Origin of the sequence: Gilliamella sp. CG25 (genome assembly GCF_046635705.1) — a bacterium.
Lineage (GTDB): Bacteria > Pseudomonadota > Gammaproteobacteria > Enterobacterales > Orbaceae > Gilliamella > Gilliamella apicola_I.
The window spans coordinates 123,182-140,655 of sequence record NZ_JBIDFJ010000004.1 but is presented as its reverse complement, the minus strand read 5'-3'; the positions used below and the strand labels follow the sequence as shown (position 1 = coordinate 140,655).

The following is a 17,474-nucleotide window of genomic DNA, read 5'->3' as shown; positions in this document are numbered from 1 at the left end:
ACTGTTTTCAAAGCCGTTTTAATGTTTGATTGAAAATAGAGGCGTTTAACTAGTTTTAAATGTGAAACTTATAACTAAAATTAATAATCATAGTAAAATTAGTTATTTTTATTAAGAATGATATCGTATTATAGTGGCTATTAATTCGAGGTATAACTGGTAAATCAATTAGTCAGAAAGGAATAATTAATGGACTCAATTACACAACTAAAAAATGAGATGATCTCATGGCGTCACTATATTCACTCTCATCCCGAAACTGCATTTGAAGAAACTAATACCACCCAATTTATCATTGAAAAGTTGAAATCATTTGGTATATCAGAATTATACACTGACTTTGCACCCACAGGGGTTGTTGGCATCATAAAAGGTAATAAAGAAGGGCGGATGATTGCTTTACGAGCTGACATTGATGCCTTGGATATTACCGAAGTGAATAATATTGATTATAGTTCAACAATACACGGAAAAATGCATGCTTGTGGTCATGATGGTCATACAGCAACGTTATTGGGAACGGCAAAATATTTGAGCCAGCATCGTGATTTTAGTGGAACGGTAGTTGTCATCTTCCAACCAGCCGAAGAAAACGAAGGAGGTGGCCGTGTAATGGCGGAAAATGGGCTATTTGATAAATTGCCTATTGAAGCAGTATATGGAATTCACAATCAGCCCAATATGGCATTAAATCATTTCTATATTAATCACGGTGCAATAATGGCATCTTATGATGTCTTTGAAATTAATGTGACAGGTGTTGGCTCACATGCAGCGGCACCGCATCTGGGTAAAGATACAATTTTAACTGCAACACAAATCGTCAATGGATTACAAAGTATTGTGAGCCGTAATGCCGATCCTCTTAGCTCCTTAGTTGTCAGCGTAACACAAATTCATAGTGGTGATACTTGGAATGTATTACCTCAACAAGCTGTAATTCGAGGAACGGTTAGAGCATTTAGTTCCGATGTTCAGGACATGGCTGAATCAAGAATCAAACAGATAGCACAGGGTATCGCATCAACTTTTGACGCCAAAGCGGAAGTCAATTATCAGCGCCGTTATCCTGCTACCATAAACTATGCTAAGCAGGCGGATATAGCCATTAGCGCTGCAAGAAAAGTGGTGGGCGATGATAATGTAACGATTGATCCTCCTCCTTCAATGGGATCTGAAGATTTTGCCTTTATGTTACAAAAGGTTCCTGGTGCTTATGTTTGGTTAGGTGCAGGGCAAGGAGCAAATTTGCATAATCCTGCTTATAATTTTAATGATGAGCTATTAACAACGGGTGTAAACTATTTTGTGCAAATTGTTTATCAAGAGTTAGGTAAGGGATAATTAAAGATTTCATTGATAGCTAGAATATATTTATCTATATTCTAGCTATTCTTACCAATTCAAATTGTTTAATTTTAATGAATATAAATTGAAAAATCGATATCGTTTTTAATTGGAATGATTAATAGCAACTAATTAATCAATGAAAATTTAGCTTGCTTGTTGATTGTCCTTTAATTCTAAAGTCAGTATTGATATCTATACCATTAGGTAGTACTACTTGTACATACACATCATGATTTTGATTAAGTTTTAGTGCTGCTAACACTTTTCCCCCTTCTCGCCAATTTCCTTCTATTTGATATTCTATCGTATCACCAATGATAGGTAGTACATCACTTTTGCCAGATAATAGATAAAGTCCACGTTTATTTGTGCCACGAAATTGCGCTCTAGCAACCATTTCTTGTCCGCAATAACAACCTTTATCAAAACTAATGGCATTATAGAGTTGTAAATTACACGCTTGCGGTAATAAACTTTCTGTATTTTCACTATCAATAATGGCATAGCCTGCTTCTAAATCAAGTTGTAACCATTTATTGCTTGGTTGTAAATGACTTTCAATAGGCTGTGGTGTAATGACAATGATTCGGGGTTGAGGTAACATTAATTTAATATAAGTAGTGTCATTATCATTAACACAATTATCATCATTGAATTTTGATAGTATTTGCGCTGGTAATGCATCAGCCATAATCCCATACATATTTAAATCTTGTTCCTTTTCAATCGTCACTTTGGAAAAAATAGCATATTTTTTTAGTTCGGTAATTTGCTTTTCTGCAACACTTTTACGCAATAAATAATATATCTCAGCACCGCGCATAAATAATAATAGATTACTCCACATTCTCCCTTTAGCATCACAATGAGCAGCAAACAATGCTGAGTGCTCGGAAAGATTTTTCATATCAATAGTCACTTGACCTTGTAAATATTTAAGATTGTCTTCTCCTGTCACTTTTACTAATTGCCAATCAGTAAGCGAGATAGGTTCCAAAGAATAATTGCTCATGATAATACCTTTTAGGAATAATATGTCGGGTTTAGATAAGACTTAAATAGACTTTTCCAAAGTGTATAGAAAAAACATAAAAATAACAATAAAACACAAAAATTATATTTTGCGTTAAATTTTTTAACAATATGTTTTATATTGACTTTTATTAGAATTTGTTTACGCTGTTATCGTATAAAGAAAATTAATAACCTTATACAGTTTATTGATTTAATGTAGTAGTTAATGCAAAATAAATGACTAATTTGTAATATTGGAGGCAACAACGATGGCAAAACTGTCAGGCGCAGAAATGGTCATTCAATCTTTGATTGATCAAGGAGTAAAACAGATATTTGGTTATCCCGGTGGTAGTGTTCTTGATATCTACGATGCAATTCATACTTTAGGTGGCATAGAGCATATATTAGTTCGTCATGAACAAGCCGCTGTACATATGGCTGATGGTTATGCTAGGGCTACAGGTGATGTTGGTGTTGTACTCGTAACATCAGGGCCTGGAGCGACCAATACCATTACTGGTATTGCGACTGCCTACATGGATTCTGTGCCATTGGTTGTTATTTCGGGTCAGGTAGCAAGTAACTTGATTGGCAATGATGCCTTCCAAGAGTGCGACATGGTCGGTATATCACGCCCGATAGTCAAACATAGTTTTCTAATAAAAGACAGTAAAGACATTCCTGAAATTATTAAGAAAGCTTTCTATATTGCGTCAACAGGTAGACCTGGCCCGGTTGTGATTGATCTGCCAAAAGATATTGTTAATCCTGCAAATAAATATAATTACCATTATCCTAAATCTGTCTCAATGCGTTCATATAATCCAACTATTCAAGGACATAAAGGACAAATTAAAAAAGCATTAACGACATTATTGGCAGCTAAAAAACCCGTTTTATTTATTGGTGGCGGAGTAATTAGCGCCGGTGCAAGTGATGCTATTAAACGTTTAGCCGAAAAATTGAATCTCCCTGTTGCGTCAACATTAATGGGGATAAGTGCTTTTCCTGGTACAGATAAACACTATTTAGGCATGATTGGAATGCATGGGGTGTATGAAGCCAATATGGCGATGCATAATGCCGATGTAATATTTGCTGTTGGTGCCAGATTTGATGATAGAACAACCAATAATGTTGAAAAATATTGTCCGAAAGCAAAAATAATACATATTGATATTGATCCAACATCAATTTCAAAAACAATTTCTGCCACTATTCCTGTTGTGGGTGATGCTAAAGTAGTGGTTGAAACGATGTTATCCGAACTTAATGAATTGCAAGCTGATCGTGATCTTGATGCTTTAGTGGATTGGTGGAAACAAATTGATCATTGGCGTTCACGTCACTGTTTAGCTTATAGTCATGAAGGTGAAAGCATCAAACCACAAGAAGCAATCGAAGTTTTATATAAATTGACTCAAGGTAACGCATTTGTCACTACTGATGTAGGTCAACATCAAATGTTTACTGCTTTGTATTATCCATTTGATAAACCTCGTCATTTTATTACTTCTGGTGGTCTAGGTACCATGGGGTTTGGTCTTCCGGCTGCGCTTGGGGTGAAACTTGCTTTTCCAGATCAATGTGTCGTTTGTGTAACCGGTGATGGTAGTATTCAAATGAATATTCAAGAACTTTCTACCGCTTTACAATATGGTTTACCGGTTATTGTTTTAAATCTGAATAACCGTTTTTTAGGCATGGTTAAACAGTGGCAAGATATGATTTATGCTGGGCGACATTCTTGTTCGTATATGGAATCATTGCCTGATTTTGCAAAAATAGCGGAAGCTTATGGTCATGTTGGTATGGTCATTACCAAGCGTGAAGATCTGGAAACAAAACTTAAAAAAGCCTTGTCAATTAAAGATCGATTAGTCTTTATTGATGTCATGACCGATGCAACTGAACATGTCTACCCAATGCAAATACGTGGTGGAGCAATGAACGAAATGTGGCTGAGTAAAACGGAGAGAACCTAATGCGATATATTTTATCAATTTTAACAGAAAATGAACCCGGGGCTTTATCTCGAATTATTGGTCTGTTCTCACAACGTGGTTTTAATATTGAAACCATTACGACAGCACCGACAGAAGATCCGACCATGCACAGAATGACCATTCAAACAACAGGTGATGAACATGTGCTAGAGCAGATTCAAAAGCAGCTTCATAAACTTGTCAATGTTTACCGTGTACATGATTTAACAGAAGGGCCTCATGTTGAACGAGAAATTATGTTAGTGAAAGTGGCTGCTAAAGGGTCTGATGCACGAGATGAAGTTAAACGTTGTGCCGATATTTTTAGAGGCTCGATTGTCGATGTTACCGCAACGCATTACATTGTTCAATTATCGGGTACAAGTGAAAAACTAGATTCTTTCTTAGCGTCGATACGTGAAACTTGTCATATTGTCGAAATGGTTCGATCGGGAATTATTGGATTATCGCGTAGTGAAAAAACAGCAAATCACTAAATAAAAGAATCAGACTGACCAATTTTATCAGTTAAATATAACTATAATAATGTTTCATAAGGAATAAGTCACAAAATGAATATATTTGGTTTAATATTAGTCATTCACATTTTGGTTTTGATCGTTTCGTCGATTAGAAAAAACTTCAAAAGTAACAAAAAAAAGAAAAAGTTAATTGAAAAAAACTATATTGTTGATCTTAGGCCTATTAGGCAATTGTCCACACTAGAAGAACGTCTTATAACACCTTATCTAAAAACAACAAAACATTTATCTTCAGAGGTAAAAGAATCGTCATTAATAAATTCAGATGTAATATCAATATCTGGCAAATTAGTCAAACAAAATATCAATCACTATGTTGGCGAAACACTTTTTTATAAAATTAATAATATTGATGTCATTATCCCCTATGATATGGATCGTTTTATCTTAGATGATAATGTGGCTGAAGTAGTTTTCACTGAAGATTATGCCATTGTGATTAGGTTAAATGATCACGATATTCGTTATGCAGCGCATCAAAATATCATCAATGAAAAAAAATTAGAAAAAGATGATATGGAGTATTGGGCAAGTGAATTGTTTGATGTTCAACATCCAGAAAATTATAATCATAATCATGACAATGAGACTATAAACAATCGCATTGAAAATCAACAAAAATTTGGTTATGAAATTTTAATGACACGGCAAGAAACACCGTTAGAATCAGCGTATCGGAATAAAAATAATAAAGGGATAGTTGCGGTATTTTTTTGCTTTTTAACAATTAATTATTTTTTAGATTATTGGCAAAGTAATGAACTATTTGATCTGTTTTTATTTGGCATAAATTTACTAGCAGTTATCTATTTTTATTGTCGTAAACCAAAGTCTAAAGTAAAAATTCAATTTGTTAATCGAATAAGAGGAAAAGTTAAAAATAAAAACGCTAAAACGAAACAAATTACTGTTGGTCATAATTCTATTTTAAATTATCCTGATAATTGGCAAGCATATATACCCGAACATACATTAACTAATGTTGAGCTTGATGTTACTTTTGAGGATAAAAAAATAATTCGTTATGGTTATACATTGTCAGTTTCGAAAGAGATTGAAAATTTTGGACCACCAAAGTTTGCGGGACGTAATTTATGGCTTTTTCTTGTAGGTATTATTTTGACATTTATTGTTTATGCAAAATCCAATGTTAAAGATAATATCTTTTATATGTATCACTTTGCTAATCATGACCTGAAAAGTTGGAATTTTTATGATATTTCACAATTATTAACCAACAATCTAAAAGAGGGCGATTGGGTAAATGTTACCACGGAAGGGGCACTTTGTGATAAATATAACAAAAAGGTGAATAGTAAGTGCGGAAAAGTAGAAATCCATAATCAAACCGATAATGTTTCTTTCTTCATTACGCTGAAAAATAAGTTTTTTAACGAAACAGATAGCAAAGACCAAGAGGATTTAGAATCTAATCGGGTTTCGAATTCAACTTTTCAAAATAGTTTGAATAGCCAATCGGGGCGAGTCAATTTTTCTGGATTAGTCTCAGATATTTATTATCGAGATGATAATTCTATCTCAGGATTTACGATTAATCCTGACATTAGATATCAAATTAATGAACAAGACAGGTGGTTACCCATTATTTTAAGTATCTCTTTATTTGCTTTTTTTGCATTAAGTACGATTTTTAATGGTTTAATTTTCATTTGGAAACGGATACAAAATCGAGTTCGAAAAAGTAAGATTAATAACTTTTATGCTAATCTTACAGTTTAGATTGATTGTCGAAGATAATTCTGTTTTCAAATTAAAGTTGATTAGATTGAGTAGCATTAAATCTATCTAATCAGCTTAATTAAAACATCTGTTAAAGATAATTATTCAATTGTGAGCAAGGTCAGATTCTGTTATACTATTTTCCCGTCTGATTTATCGTATATTGTGTTGCTTTTATCGTTTGAAAACGACGCAATATTGTTCTTATAAATTAATAATGGTCTGGTATTAATGGTCACGAATTATATTTTTGTTACAGGCGGTGTCGTTTCTTCTCTTGGTAAAGGCATTGCCGCAGCATCACTCGCTGCAATTTTAGAAGCCCGCAATTTAAAAGTCACCATGTTAAAACTTGATCCCTATATTAATGTCGATCCGGGTACAATGAGCCCGATTCAGCATGGTGAAGTTTTTGTGACGGAAGATGGGGCAGAAACGGATCTTGATTTAGGTCATTATGAGCGTTTTATTCGCACTAAAATGACTCGCAAAAATAACTTCACAACAGGGCGTATCTATTCCGATGTATTACGCAAAGAACGTCGTGGGGATTATTTAGGTGCAACTGTTCAAGTCATTCCCCATATTACCAATGAGATTAAATCTCGCGTTATTGCAGGAGCTAAAGGCTTCGATGTTGCTATTGTTGAAATCGGTGGCACAGTTGGGGATATTGAATCACTTCCATTTTTAGAAGCGATTCGTCAATTAGCGGTTGATGTAGGTCGAGAACATACCTTATTTATGCATTTAACCCTAGTGCCATATTTAGCTTCTGCTGGAGAAGTTAAAACAAAACCTACACAACACTCAGTCAAAGAGTTGTTATCTATTGGTATTCAACCTGATGTGTTAATCTGTCGTTCAGATCGTATCATTCCAGCTAATGAGCGAGCAAAAATTGCACTATTTTGTAATGTGCCTGAACGTGCAGTTATTTCATTAAAAGATGTCGATTCAATTTATAAAATACCTGCTCTTTTAAAATCACAAAATTTAGATACTTTTGTCTGCAATCGATTCCACCTTGATTGCGTTGAAGCAGATCTATCAGAGTGGGAACAAGTGATTTATGAAGAGGCCAATCCTGTTGGTGAAGTCACAATAGGTATGGTGGGTAAATACACTGAATTACCCGATGCTTATAAGTCTGTAAACGAAGCATTAAAACATGGCGGGTTGAAAAACCGTTTAACTGTTCATATTCGTTATATCGATTCTGAAGATCTTAAATCGCGTGGTACGGATTTACTTTCAGGCTTAGACGCAATACTTATTCCGGGTGGATTTGGGTATCGTGGCGTTGAGGGTAAAATCATTGCTGCACGCTATGCGCGTGAAAACCAAATACCTTATTTAGGTATTTGTCTTGGAATGCAAGTTGCCATGATTGAATATGCTCGTAATGTGGCTGGAATTAAAGACGCAAATTCTACAGAATTTGTTAAAGATTGTGCGAATCCAATCATTGCGTTAATCACTGAATGGAGTGATGAATCGGGTAATGTTGTGCAACGTAATGAAAATAGTGATTTAGGTGGTACTATGCGACTTGGTTCTCAGATATGTCATTTAGAACCAGACTCATTAGTATTTGATATGTATAAAAAAGAGTCAATCACTGAGCGTCATCGTCATCGTTACGAAGTGAATAATAATTTATTACCTGAAATTGTAAAAGCAGGATTAAAAGTAACAGGACTTTCAACTGATAGAAAATTAGTCGAGATTATTGAGGTTCCTAATCATCCATGGTTTGTTGCTTGTCAATTCCATCCGGAATTTACCTCGACACCACGAGATGGGCATCCACTGTTTAGTAGTTTTATAAAAGCTGCCAAGGAGTATCAGCAGCTACAACAAAAATAGTTTTAAAGTTTTACATTTGTAATATATCTGTCATATAGAGGAAAATAACATGGCAAAAATCGTTAAAGTACATGGTCGTGAAGTCATCGACTCTCGTGGGAACCCTACAGTTGAAGCTGAAGTTCATTTAGAAGGTGGTTTTGTTGGTCTAGCAATCGTTCCATCTGGTGCATCAACTGGTTCGCGTGAAGCATTAGAACTTCGTGATGGTGACAAATCTCGCTTTTTAGGAAAAGGTGTTTTAAAAGCAGTTGAAAACGTAAATGGACCAATTGCGAAAGCAGTTGTGGGTAAAGATGCGTTAGATCAAGCGGCTATCGACCAAATCATGCTTGATTTAGATGGAACTGATTTTAAATCTAACTTGGGTGCAAACTCAATTCTTGCAGTATCATTAGCCAATGCTAAAGCAGCAGCAGCAGCAAAAGGTGTTCCACTATATCAACATATTGCTGATTTGAATGGTACGCCAGGTCAATATTCAATGCCATTACCGATGATGAACATCATCAATGGTGGTGAACATGCGGATAATAACATCGATTTACAAGAATTTATGATTCAACCAGTTGGCGCGAAAACAGTACGTGAAGCAATCCGTATGGGTTCTGAAGTATTCCATAACTTAGCGAAAGTTTTACATGCTAAAGGTATGAATACTGCTGTAGGCGATGAAGGTGGTTTTGCCCCTAATTTAGATTCAAATGCTGAAGCATTAGCTTGTATCAAAGAAGCTGTAGAAAAAGCGGGTTATGTACTAGGTAAAGATATTACTTTAGCGATGGACTGTGCTGCTTCTGAATTCTATAACAAAGAAACAGGTAAATATGTATTAAAAGGTGAAGGTAATAAAGAGTTTACTGCTCAAGAATTTACTCACTATTTAGAAGGTTTAACTGAACAATATCCTATCGTATCAATCGAAGATGGTTTAGATGAAAGCGATTGGGACGGTTGGGCATACCAAACTAAAGCATTAGGTCACAAAATCCAATTAGTGGGTGACGATCTGTTTGTAACTAACACCAAAATCTTCAAACAAGGTATTGAAAAAGGCATCGCTAACTCAATCCTAGTTAAAGTTAACCAAATCGGTACATTAACTGAATCTATCGCAGCGGTTAAAATGGCAAAAGATGCAGGTTATACTGCTGTTATCTCTCACCGTAGTGGTGAAACTGAAGATTCAACTATTGCTGATTTAGCTGTTGGTTTAGCTGCTGGTCAAATCAAAACGGGTTCTATGAGCCGTTCTGATCGTGTTGCTAAATACAATCAATTAATCCGTATTGAAGAAGCATTAGGTGCTAAGGCTCCATTCAACGGACTTAAAGAAGTGAAAGGACAATAATTGAGTTTATAAAAACTGAATAATTGTTTAATAAGAAACGGTGACCAGTTCACCGTTTTTTATTTTCTTTTCTTATAGAATAAGATGGCAAAGGTTGCGTTGATTTATGTTGTATTGTACTCTTTAAAGTTGGTATTTATGACTAATCTTTGATATCTATTGATATTTTATAATTTAGCCACATATAAATTTTTTATAAATTAACTAACTCAAATTTATTTTTTCTGCTTATGAATAATATTACGAATATGTCCCAGCCAAAAAGCAAATGGCAACTTTTTAACTGGCTATGTACCGGTAAACTTCCGCTAAATGAACTTTGGCTTAATCCGACTTATCGTTATAAATTTTTTTTTAGAACCTTATTTTTAAGTCCTATTACACTAAAATGGTTGGATAAATTAAGACAATATCCATTACTTGGCTACTATTTTTCTTGCCAAACCAATTTACCGTGTAAATTACAAAGACCGTATTTATCATCAAGTTTGTCGCAACAAGAGCGTTTTGATGCGTTAGCATATCACTATGATTTTTTAGCGAATCAGCCTGATAGCATGACTAAGGCTTTTTATAATCCTAAAACTCCATATGTATTGGCTAACCTAACAGCAAAAAATGAAGCTAATATTCAAATTGCGATTCAAGCGCGTAACAAGTTTGCTCGAGAAGGCGAAATAAGCCTTTATTTTTATGATAATGACGGTATTGATTTAGCAACATTAACTTTTTCAATCATTCAATATCAACAAAAAACGACTTTATTTATTGCAGGGTTGCAAGGTACCGGTCATCATGAAGCGCGAGTTCGGGTACAAAAAGCGACTAAGCAATGTTATGGATTATTTCCAAAACGAGTCGCCGTTGAGGCAGCATTAATCATTGCGCATTATTTTCAGCTTGAGCAAATTGTGGCGGTTGGAAATAAAACGCATGTGTATAACAATTGGCGTTATAACAGCAGACAAGAACGCATTTTGTCTGATTATGATGATTTTTGGTTAACAATCGATGGTCAACAAGATGATCGTGAGTTATTTATTTTACCCACTGAGATTACACGTAAATCGTTAGAAGATATAGCAAGTAAAAAACGTTCTGAATACCGTAATCGTTATGCTTTGTTAGATCAACTCAAACTGAATATTGAAACACAATTAGCATCATTAATATAATATACTAAAGGTAATGATTATTTACCTAATGTAGTGTCAAATTATCAAAATTGATTACAATCGATATTCAACTTGTTGTTTATCGATTTTTTTAATTAAAGCTCAATAAAATAATTGTCTTAAATTAATTAGTAGGGAATGAAATATGTATTTTGGTATTCTAATAGCACTTGTGCCTTTGTGCATTGGTTATTTAATTAAATGCAAACAAGAAAAATGGATAGCTAAAATTAACCAAATTCTAAGTTGGATGGTTTATTTTATTCTTTTTATTATGGGCGCAGAACTTGCTCATTTAGATAACCTTGCGACTAATTTGCAAAATATTCTATTTTATACTGCTATTATTTTTATCTGTACTTTTGGCGGGAATTTTATTTTTCTAATGTTATTTGACCTATTTTTACCGTGGAAAGCTTCAAGTGTTAATCAAACCTTTGGTTCACGCGTAAAAATGATATTGGAATCATTGCGTGTCTTTATTGCACTTGTTTTGGGATTTATAGTCGGACTTTTTCCATTGTTTGTATGGCAATATACCGAAAACATTATTCAGGTTGTTTTAGTTTTTTTACTCTTGTTAATTGGTATTCAGTTAAGAAGTAATAATATTTCACTTAAACAAATTTTACTTAACAAAGTTGGTATTGCAACAACGCTAATTGTCATTATAAGCACTTTTATTGGTGGAATGGTAGCCGCTTTACTATTAGATCTTCCTTTGCGTATAGGATTAGGTATGTCATCTGGATTTGGTTGGTATTCTTTGTCAGGCATTTTAATGACTGAAGCGCATGGGGCAATTATTGGCAGTGCCACATTTTTAAATGATATATTACGTGAACTTTTTGCCATTATACTTATTCCAACATTAATAAAACGGTATAAATTAACAACACTGGGTTTATGTGGTGCAACGTCTATGGATTTTACTTTGCCTATGTTACAGAAAGGAGCAGGAATAATGATAGTGCCACCGGCTATCGTGCAAGGTTTTTTGCTTACATTGCTAATGCCAATATTTATGACGTTATTTAATTATGGATGATAGATTATCCATTACTTGAGTCAAAAATCATATATTGATGAATTGAACAAAATTGCCTGGATTGCAAATTGGCAATATGATTACCTTATGTTACACTGCCAAAATCCGAATGGTTTGAGTGAATTATGAATACTGGATCGATTGATTATTGTGCGATAGGTCAGCGTTTACGGGCGTATCGTATAGCGGCTTCCTTAAAAGCAGAAGACATAGCACAAAATCTTAGAATTTCAAGAGCTGCGGTTTACCGTCTTGAAAAGGGTGAAATTATCAAAATCGAAACATTAGGACGTTTAGCGACTTTGTTAGATACATCCTTAGCAAGCTTGCTTGGTATTGATACTGAATATTATTCAAGTGGTGAAGGTTTTTTTGAACGTATGCGCCAACTTGAAGAACAATCAACACATATTTATTCTCATTTTGATCCTTTTTCTTTTTTACTCACTTCACCAGATTATCTTTCTCATCTTGCTATGATGCTAGATGAATCGGGCGATTCAATTAATTTAAAAAAATATGCAACAACGTTAGCCATTTTAAAAGAACGACAAACACAATTCTATCAATCAGCGCCTAAAGTCATTAATTTAATTAGTTTACGCAATGTAGAACGTTTTTTACATATTGGTTTAGTCGGTAATTTAAATCTTTCACCGGGTAAAAAGTCTGAACGCATGCTATTAGCTCGCAAAGAAGTCTATCACTTAATTGAATTAATTGAACAACAAACTTATTCGCCAACCATTGCTATTACAGAGCATGCAATTCCATCTATTGCTTTTCAACTATTTTATCAAAATGAAAACCCGATTTCGTTAGCAATGAGCCCGTTTCGATTAGGTGAATTACCGAATGTGACCACAGGGATTGCTTCTATTACCTCTTCTCACGATGCGATTAAGCGATACCGGTTGTTATTTGATAAATTGTGGCAAAATAGTGCTAAAGATAAACAAGCGATTGAATTGTTGAAAGCAACTTTAGATAAATTTTAAAAATCTTAAAAATATAAAGAGAACTATCATGTTATCCCTAACATTACAACCGATAAAAAGATTTAATGGTACGATAAACTTACCGGGTTCAAAAAGTGTGTCTAATCGGGCGCTACTTTTGTCTGCATTGAGTCAAGGTAATACACGTTTAACAAATTTATTAGACAGCGATGATGTCCGTTATATGCTTGATGCTCTTAAAGCATTAGGTGTTACGTATCAATTATCGAATGATCGCACGATTTGTGATATTCAGGGTGTCGGCGGAAAATTACATTCATCCCATGCATTAGAGCTTTTTTTAGGGAATGCCGGTACGGCGATGCGTCCTTTAACTGCTGCGTTATGTCTTGGTGAAAATAATATTGTGCTTACGGGCGAACCACGTATGAAAGAGCGTCCAATAGGGCATTTAGTTGATGCGCTTCGTCAAGGTGGGGCTAACATAGAATATCTTGAAAATGAAGGTTATCCACCACTGCATATTCATGGGGGCTTTATTGGCGGTAATATTCAGGTTGATGGCTCTGTTTCAAGTCAATTTTTAACGGCGCTATTAATGGCATCCCCACTTGCTGATAACGATACTGAAATTACTATTTTAGGGGATTTAGTCTCTAAACCGTATATTGATATCACGATCAAAATGATGGCGATATTTGGGGTGTCGGTCATCAATGATAATTATCAAAAATTTGTTATTAAAGCAAAGCAAACTTATAAGTCACCGGGTACTTATTTGGTTGAAGGTGATGCTTCATCCGCTTCATATTTTTTAGCTGCAGCGGCGATTAAAGGGGGCACTGTTCGCGTCACAGGTGTTGGTAAAAAAAGCTTACAAGGTGATACCCAATTTGCCCATGTACTTGAAAATATGGGTGCTAAAGTAACGTGGGCTGATGATTATATCGAGTGTAGCCGAGGGGAACTTAACGGTATTGATATGGATATGAATCATATCCCTGATGCGGCGATGACAATAGCAACAACCGCTTTGTTTGCCAAAGGATCCACAACTATTCGTAATATCTATAACTGGCGAGTTAAAGAAACTGACCGCTTATCTGCTATGGCAACTGAATTGCGTAAAATAGGGGCAGAGGTTGAAGAAGGTAACGATTATATAACGATTATCCCCCCTAAATCTTTAACACATGCTGAAATAAAAACCTATAACGATCATCGTATGGCAATGTGTTTTTCATTAGTGGCATTATCCGATACGCCCGTGACTATATTAGATCCTAAATGTACAATGAAAACATTTCCTGACTATTTTGAACAATTTAAACGATTGAGTGAATACTAAATGAATACATTAGTTCCTGTTATTGCTGTCGATGGCCCTAGTGGTGTGGGGAAGGGCACGTTGTGTCAAGCGTTAGCTAATCATTTCAATTGGCATCTTTTAGACTCTGGCGCGATTTATCGTGTGCTTGCGTTGTCGGCGCTTAATCATCACATTGCGCTGAATGATGAACTACAATTAACACAATTAGCATTAAATTTACCTTTAACTTTTGATACCCATCATGGCGAAGTCAAAGTGCTATTAAATGGCGTCGATGTCTCTAAAGATATTCGTACTGAAGAGACTGGGGGCGCTGCTTCTAAAGTGGCTTCGCTAAATCAAGTTCGGGCAGCATTATTGCAACGACAAAGAGATTTCAGGCAATTGCCAGGGTTAATTGCGGATGGGCGAGATATGGGGACAGTTGTGTTTACTGATGCACCAGTAAAAATTTTTCTGGATGCTAGCCCGCACTCAAGAGCAGAAAGAAGAATGAAACAGTTGCAAGATAAGCAAAAACATGCTAAATTCGCCGAAATTTTGCAGGAGATAACTGCGCGTGATGAGCGAGATCGTAATCGAGCCGTTGCCCCATTAAAACCTGCAACAGATGCACTAATAATTGATACCACATCACTCTCTATTCAAGATGTATTTAATCAATCTATTACGTATATAAACGAAAAACTTGCGTTGTAAATTTATTTATAACGTGAACAAAGCTCCATTATAAGGACGAGTGGAGTATCATAAACAACCCCACAAGACATGATGTAATGTGGACGTTAATATTAATTTAAGTATATAAATATGACTGAATCTTTTGCTCAACTCTTTGAAGAGTCTTTAAATCAACTAGACACTCGTTCTGGTAACATGATCCGTGGTACTGTCGTTGCAATCGACAAAGATGTTGTTTTAGTTGATGCTGGTTTAAAATCCGAATCAGCAATTCCAGTAGAGCAGTTTAAAAATGCCCAAGGCGAATTAGAAGTTAAAGTTGGCGACGTTGTTGATGTCGTACTTGACTCAATTGAAGATGGCTTTGGTGAAACCATTCTATCTCGTGAAAAAGCTAAACGTCATGAAGCGTGGCTTACATTAGAAAAAGCAGTTGAAGATGCTGCAACAGTTTTAGGTGTTATCAATGGTAAAGTGAAAGGTGGCTTTACGGTTGATCTTAATGGCGTTCGTGCGTTCCTTCCTGGTTCGCTTGTTGATGTACGTCCATTACGCGATACTTCTCATATTGAAAATAGAGAAATCGAATTAAAAGTTATTAAATTAGATCAAAAACGTAACAACGTTGTTGTTTCTCGTCGTGCAGTAATTGAATCTGAAAATAGCGCAGAAAGAGAACAACTTCTTGAAAATCTTCAAGAAGGTTCTGAAGTTAAAGGTATCATCAAAAATCTTACTGATTACGGTGCATTCGTTGACCTTGGTGGTGTTGATGGTTTACTTCATATTACTGATATGGCTTGGAAACGTGTTAAACACCCAAGTGAAGTGGTTGAAGTGGGTCAAGAATTACTTGTTAAAGTTCTTAAATTTGATAAAGACCGTTCACGTGTATCTCTTGGCTTAAAACAATTAGGCGAAGATCCATGGGTTTCAATTGCTAAACGTTACCCAGAAGGCACTAAAGTAACTGGTAAAGTAACTAACTTAACTGATTACGGTTGTTTCGTAGAAATTGAAACTGGCGTTGAAGGTTTAGTTCACGTTTCTGAAATGGATTGGACTAACAAAAACATTCACCCATCTAAAGTGGTTAGCTTAGGTGATGAAGTTGAAGTTATTGTTCTTGAAATTGATGAAGAACGTCGTCGTATTTCTCTTGGTCTTAAACAATGTAAACCTAACCCATGGTTACAATTTGCTGAATCACACAATAAAGGTGATAAAGTTAGCGGTAAGATCAAATCAATCACTGATTTCGGTATCTTCATCGGTTTAGATGGTGGTATTGACGGTTTAGTTCATCTTTCTGATATCTCTTGGAATATGCCAGGTGAAGAAGCAGTTAAAGCTTATAAGAAAGGTGATGATATCGAAGCGGTTGTATTACAAGTTGATGCAGAACGTGAGCGTATCTCTTTAGGTATTAAACAACTTGAAGATGATCCATTTAGTAGCTTTGCTTCAAACTTCAAAAAAGGTTCAATTGTTAAAGGTCATGTAACAGCTGTTGATGCTAAAGGCGCAACAATTGAAATCGCAGAAGGCATTGAAGGTTACTTAAAAGCTCAAGATATCGCACGTGAACGTATTGAAGATGCAACAACTGCATTAAAAGTTGGTGATGAAGTCGAGGCTAAGATTGTTAATATCGATCGTAAAACTCGCGCAATTTCATTATCTGTACGTGCTAAAGATGAAGCTGACGAAAAAGAAGCGCTTGCTGCTGTAAATAATACTTCAACTCAAGAAGAAGCATCATTTACTAATGCAATGGCTGAAGCATTCAAAGCTGCATCAAAAACCGAGTAAAAAATATTCAACTAAAAAGTAAAGAGGGCTTGCCCTCTTTTTCTTTTGTGGTATAAAATGAACAAATTATATATCACATACATAACTTAGGAGTGACCATGAACAGATCAGATTTAGTGGAAAAGATAGTCAACTGGCGGGCACACCTTCCTGTGCAACTTGTTGATGATGCTGTAAGAGATATTATTGAACAGATCGCTTTAGCTATGGAAAGCAACGATCGTGTAGAAATTCGAGGATTTGGTAGTTTCAGCTTAAATTATCGTGCACCACGTAAAGCGAGAAACCCAAGAACTGGTGGTAATGTTGAGGTGAAACATAAATACATTCCTCACTTTAAACCAGGTAAAGAATTACGTGAAAGAGTAAATAATGCCGCTAAAGCATAATATCTAAAATAGTATTTAGTTTAAAAGCCTTTGAGTTAACTCAAAGGCTTTTTTATTAATCCCTCAATTAATATATTGATTAAACATTAAAAAGTTATTTAAAAATAATTAAAAAGTTTGATGACTATTTAAAGTAATTTTAGTCTTAACACCTATCAAAATACATTTATAAATGTTCTTATCATAATGATCGATTTTTAACAAATGCGAATTAAGATTGGAACCA

General features: G+C 35.1%; 14 protein-coding genes. 13 read left to right on the top strand and 1 reads right to left on the bottom strand.

Annotation, left to right across the window (positions count from 1 at the left end):
* The first annotated feature begins 189 nt into the window (after positions 1 to 189).
* Positions 190 to 1,344, top strand: coding sequence for a M20 aminoacylase family protein (locus tag ACGH6P_RS04800; protein WP_411596848.1), 1,155 nt, complete (start codon positions 190 to 192; stop codon positions 1,342 to 1,344).
* Positions 1,345 to 1,483: 139 nt separating this feature from the next.
* Here ACGH6P_RS04800 and ygfZ read toward each other — a convergent pair whose 3' ends face one another.
* A complete protein-coding gene (gene ygfZ / locus ACGH6P_RS04795) occupies positions 1,484 to 2,362 on the bottom strand; it encodes a tRNA-modifying protein YgfZ (RefSeq protein WP_267352485.1) in 879 nt (292 codons plus the stop codon).
* A gap of 271 nt (positions 2,363 to 2,633) precedes the next feature.
* Between ygfZ and ilvI the strand changes: the two genes are divergently transcribed.
* The 12 genes from ilvI (at position 2,634) to ihfB (ending at position 17,248) form a co-directional block, all read left to right on the top strand.
* A complete protein-coding gene (ilvI, locus tag ACGH6P_RS04790; protein ID WP_267352486.1) occupies positions 2,634 to 4,352 on the top strand; it encodes an acetolactate synthase 3 large subunit in 1,719 nt (572 codons plus the stop codon).
* Positions 4,352 to 4,849, top strand: a complete 498-nt coding sequence (gene ilvN, locus ACGH6P_RS04785; RefSeq protein ID WP_267352487.1) for an acetolactate synthase small subunit — start codon at positions 4,352 to 4,354, stop codon at positions 4,847 to 4,849. Before ilvI ends, ilvN begins: the two co-directional genes overlap by 1 nt.
* Positions 4,850 to 4,924: 75 nt before the next feature.
* A complete protein-coding gene (locus ACGH6P_RS04780; protein ID WP_411596847.1) occupies positions 4,925 to 6,634 on the top strand; it encodes an IgaA/UmoB family intracellular growth attenuator in 1,710 nt (569 codons plus the stop codon).
* A gap of 231 nt (positions 6,635 to 6,865) precedes the next feature.
* On the top strand, positions 6,866 to 8,503 hold the full coding sequence (pyrG, locus tag ACGH6P_RS04775; RefSeq protein ID WP_411596846.1) for a glutamine hydrolyzing CTP synthase: 1,638 nt from the start codon (positions 6,866 to 6,868) through the stop codon (positions 8,501 to 8,503).
* 49 nt (positions 8,504 to 8,552) lie between these two features.
* Complete coding sequence (eno, locus tag ACGH6P_RS04770; RefSeq protein WP_065559328.1) at positions 8,553 to 9,854, top strand: phosphopyruvate hydratase; 1,302 nt, start codon at positions 8,553 to 8,555, stop codon at positions 9,852 to 9,854.
* Between the two features lie 248 nt (positions 9,855 to 10,102).
* A complete protein-coding gene (locus tag ACGH6P_RS04765; protein ID WP_267360204.1) occupies positions 10,103 to 11,029 on the top strand; it encodes a VirK/YbjX family protein in 927 nt (308 codons plus the stop codon).
* Positions 11,030 to 11,174: 145 nt separating this feature from the next.
* Positions 11,175 to 12,077 (top strand): lysine exporter LysO family protein, encoded by a 903-nt coding sequence (locus tag ACGH6P_RS04760; protein ID WP_267360206.1) that lies wholly within the window; start codon positions 11,175 to 11,177, stop codon positions 12,075 to 12,077.
* A 125-nt stretch (positions 12,078 to 12,202) separates the two neighbouring features.
* Positions 12,203 to 13,075, top strand: a complete 873-nt coding sequence (locus ACGH6P_RS04755; RefSeq protein WP_267360208.1) for a helix-turn-helix domain-containing protein — start codon at positions 12,203 to 12,205, stop codon at positions 13,073 to 13,075.
* A 25-nt stretch (positions 13,076 to 13,100) separates the two neighbouring features.
* Complete coding sequence (gene aroA / locus ACGH6P_RS04750; protein WP_411590566.1) at positions 13,101 to 14,384, top strand: 3-phosphoshikimate 1-carboxyvinyltransferase; 1,284 nt, start codon at positions 13,101 to 13,103, stop codon at positions 14,382 to 14,384.
* Positions 14,385 to 15,065: a (d)CMP kinase gene (gene cmk, locus ACGH6P_RS04745; RefSeq protein WP_267352494.1), complete on the top strand. Its 681-nt coding sequence runs from the start codon at positions 14,385 to 14,387 to the stop codon at positions 15,063 to 15,065.
* Between the two features lie 111 nt (positions 15,066 to 15,176).
* Positions 15,177 to 16,859 (top strand): 30S ribosomal protein S1, encoded by a 1,683-nt coding sequence (rpsA, locus tag ACGH6P_RS04740; RefSeq protein WP_267352495.1) that lies wholly within the window; start codon positions 15,177 to 15,179, stop codon positions 16,857 to 16,859.
* 98 nt (positions 16,860 to 16,957) lie between these two features.
* Positions 16,958 to 17,248 (top strand): integration host factor subunit beta, encoded by a 291-nt coding sequence (gene ihfB, locus ACGH6P_RS04735; protein ID WP_065559335.1) that lies wholly within the window; start codon positions 16,958 to 16,960, stop codon positions 17,246 to 17,248.
* Positions 17,249 to 17,474 lie beyond the last annotated feature (226 nt).

Bases quoted from the DNA above. Each gene is read 5' to 3' on its own strand.
- cmk (WP_267352494.1), top strand. From the start codon at position 14,385: ATGAATACATTAGTTCCTGTTATTGCTGTCGATGGCCCTAGTGGTGTG.
- ihfB (WP_065559335.1), top strand. From the start codon at position 16,958: ATGAACAGATCAGATTTAGTGGAAAAGATAGTCAACTGGCGGGCACAC.
- ACGH6P_RS04800 (WP_411596848.1), top strand. From the start codon at position 190: ATGGACTCAATTACACAACTAAAAAATGAGATGATCTCATGGCGTCAC.
- eno (WP_065559328.1), top strand. From the start codon at position 8,553: ATGGCAAAAATCGTTAAAGTACATGGTCGTGAAGTCATCGACTCTCGT.
- ilvN (WP_267352487.1), top strand. From the start codon at position 4,352: ATGCGATATATTTTATCAATTTTAACAGAAAATGAACCCGGGGCTTTA.
- ygfZ (WP_267352485.1), bottom strand. From the start codon at position 2,362: ATGAGCAATTATTCTTTGGAACCTATCTCGCTTACTGATTGGCAATTA.
- rpsA (WP_267352495.1), top strand. From the start codon at position 15,177: ATGACTGAATCTTTTGCTCAACTCTTTGAAGAGTCTTTAAATCAACTA.
- pyrG (WP_411596846.1), top strand. From the start codon at position 6,866: ATGGTCACGAATTATATTTTTGTTACAGGCGGTGTCGTTTCTTCTCTT.
- ACGH6P_RS04755 (WP_267360208.1), top strand. From the start codon at position 12,203: ATGAATACTGGATCGATTGATTATTGTGCGATAGGTCAGCGTTTACGG.
- ACGH6P_RS04780 (WP_411596847.1), top strand. From the start codon at position 4,925: ATGAATATATTTGGTTTAATATTAGTCATTCACATTTTGGTTTTGATC.
- ilvI (WP_267352486.1), top strand. From the start codon at position 2,634: ATGGCAAAACTGTCAGGCGCAGAAATGGTCATTCAATCTTTGATTGAT.
- ACGH6P_RS04765 (WP_267360204.1), top strand. From the start codon at position 10,103: ATGTCCCAGCCAAAAAGCAAATGGCAACTTTTTAACTGGCTATGTACC.
- ACGH6P_RS04760 (WP_267360206.1), top strand. From the start codon at position 11,175: ATGTATTTTGGTATTCTAATAGCACTTGTGCCTTTGTGCATTGGTTAT.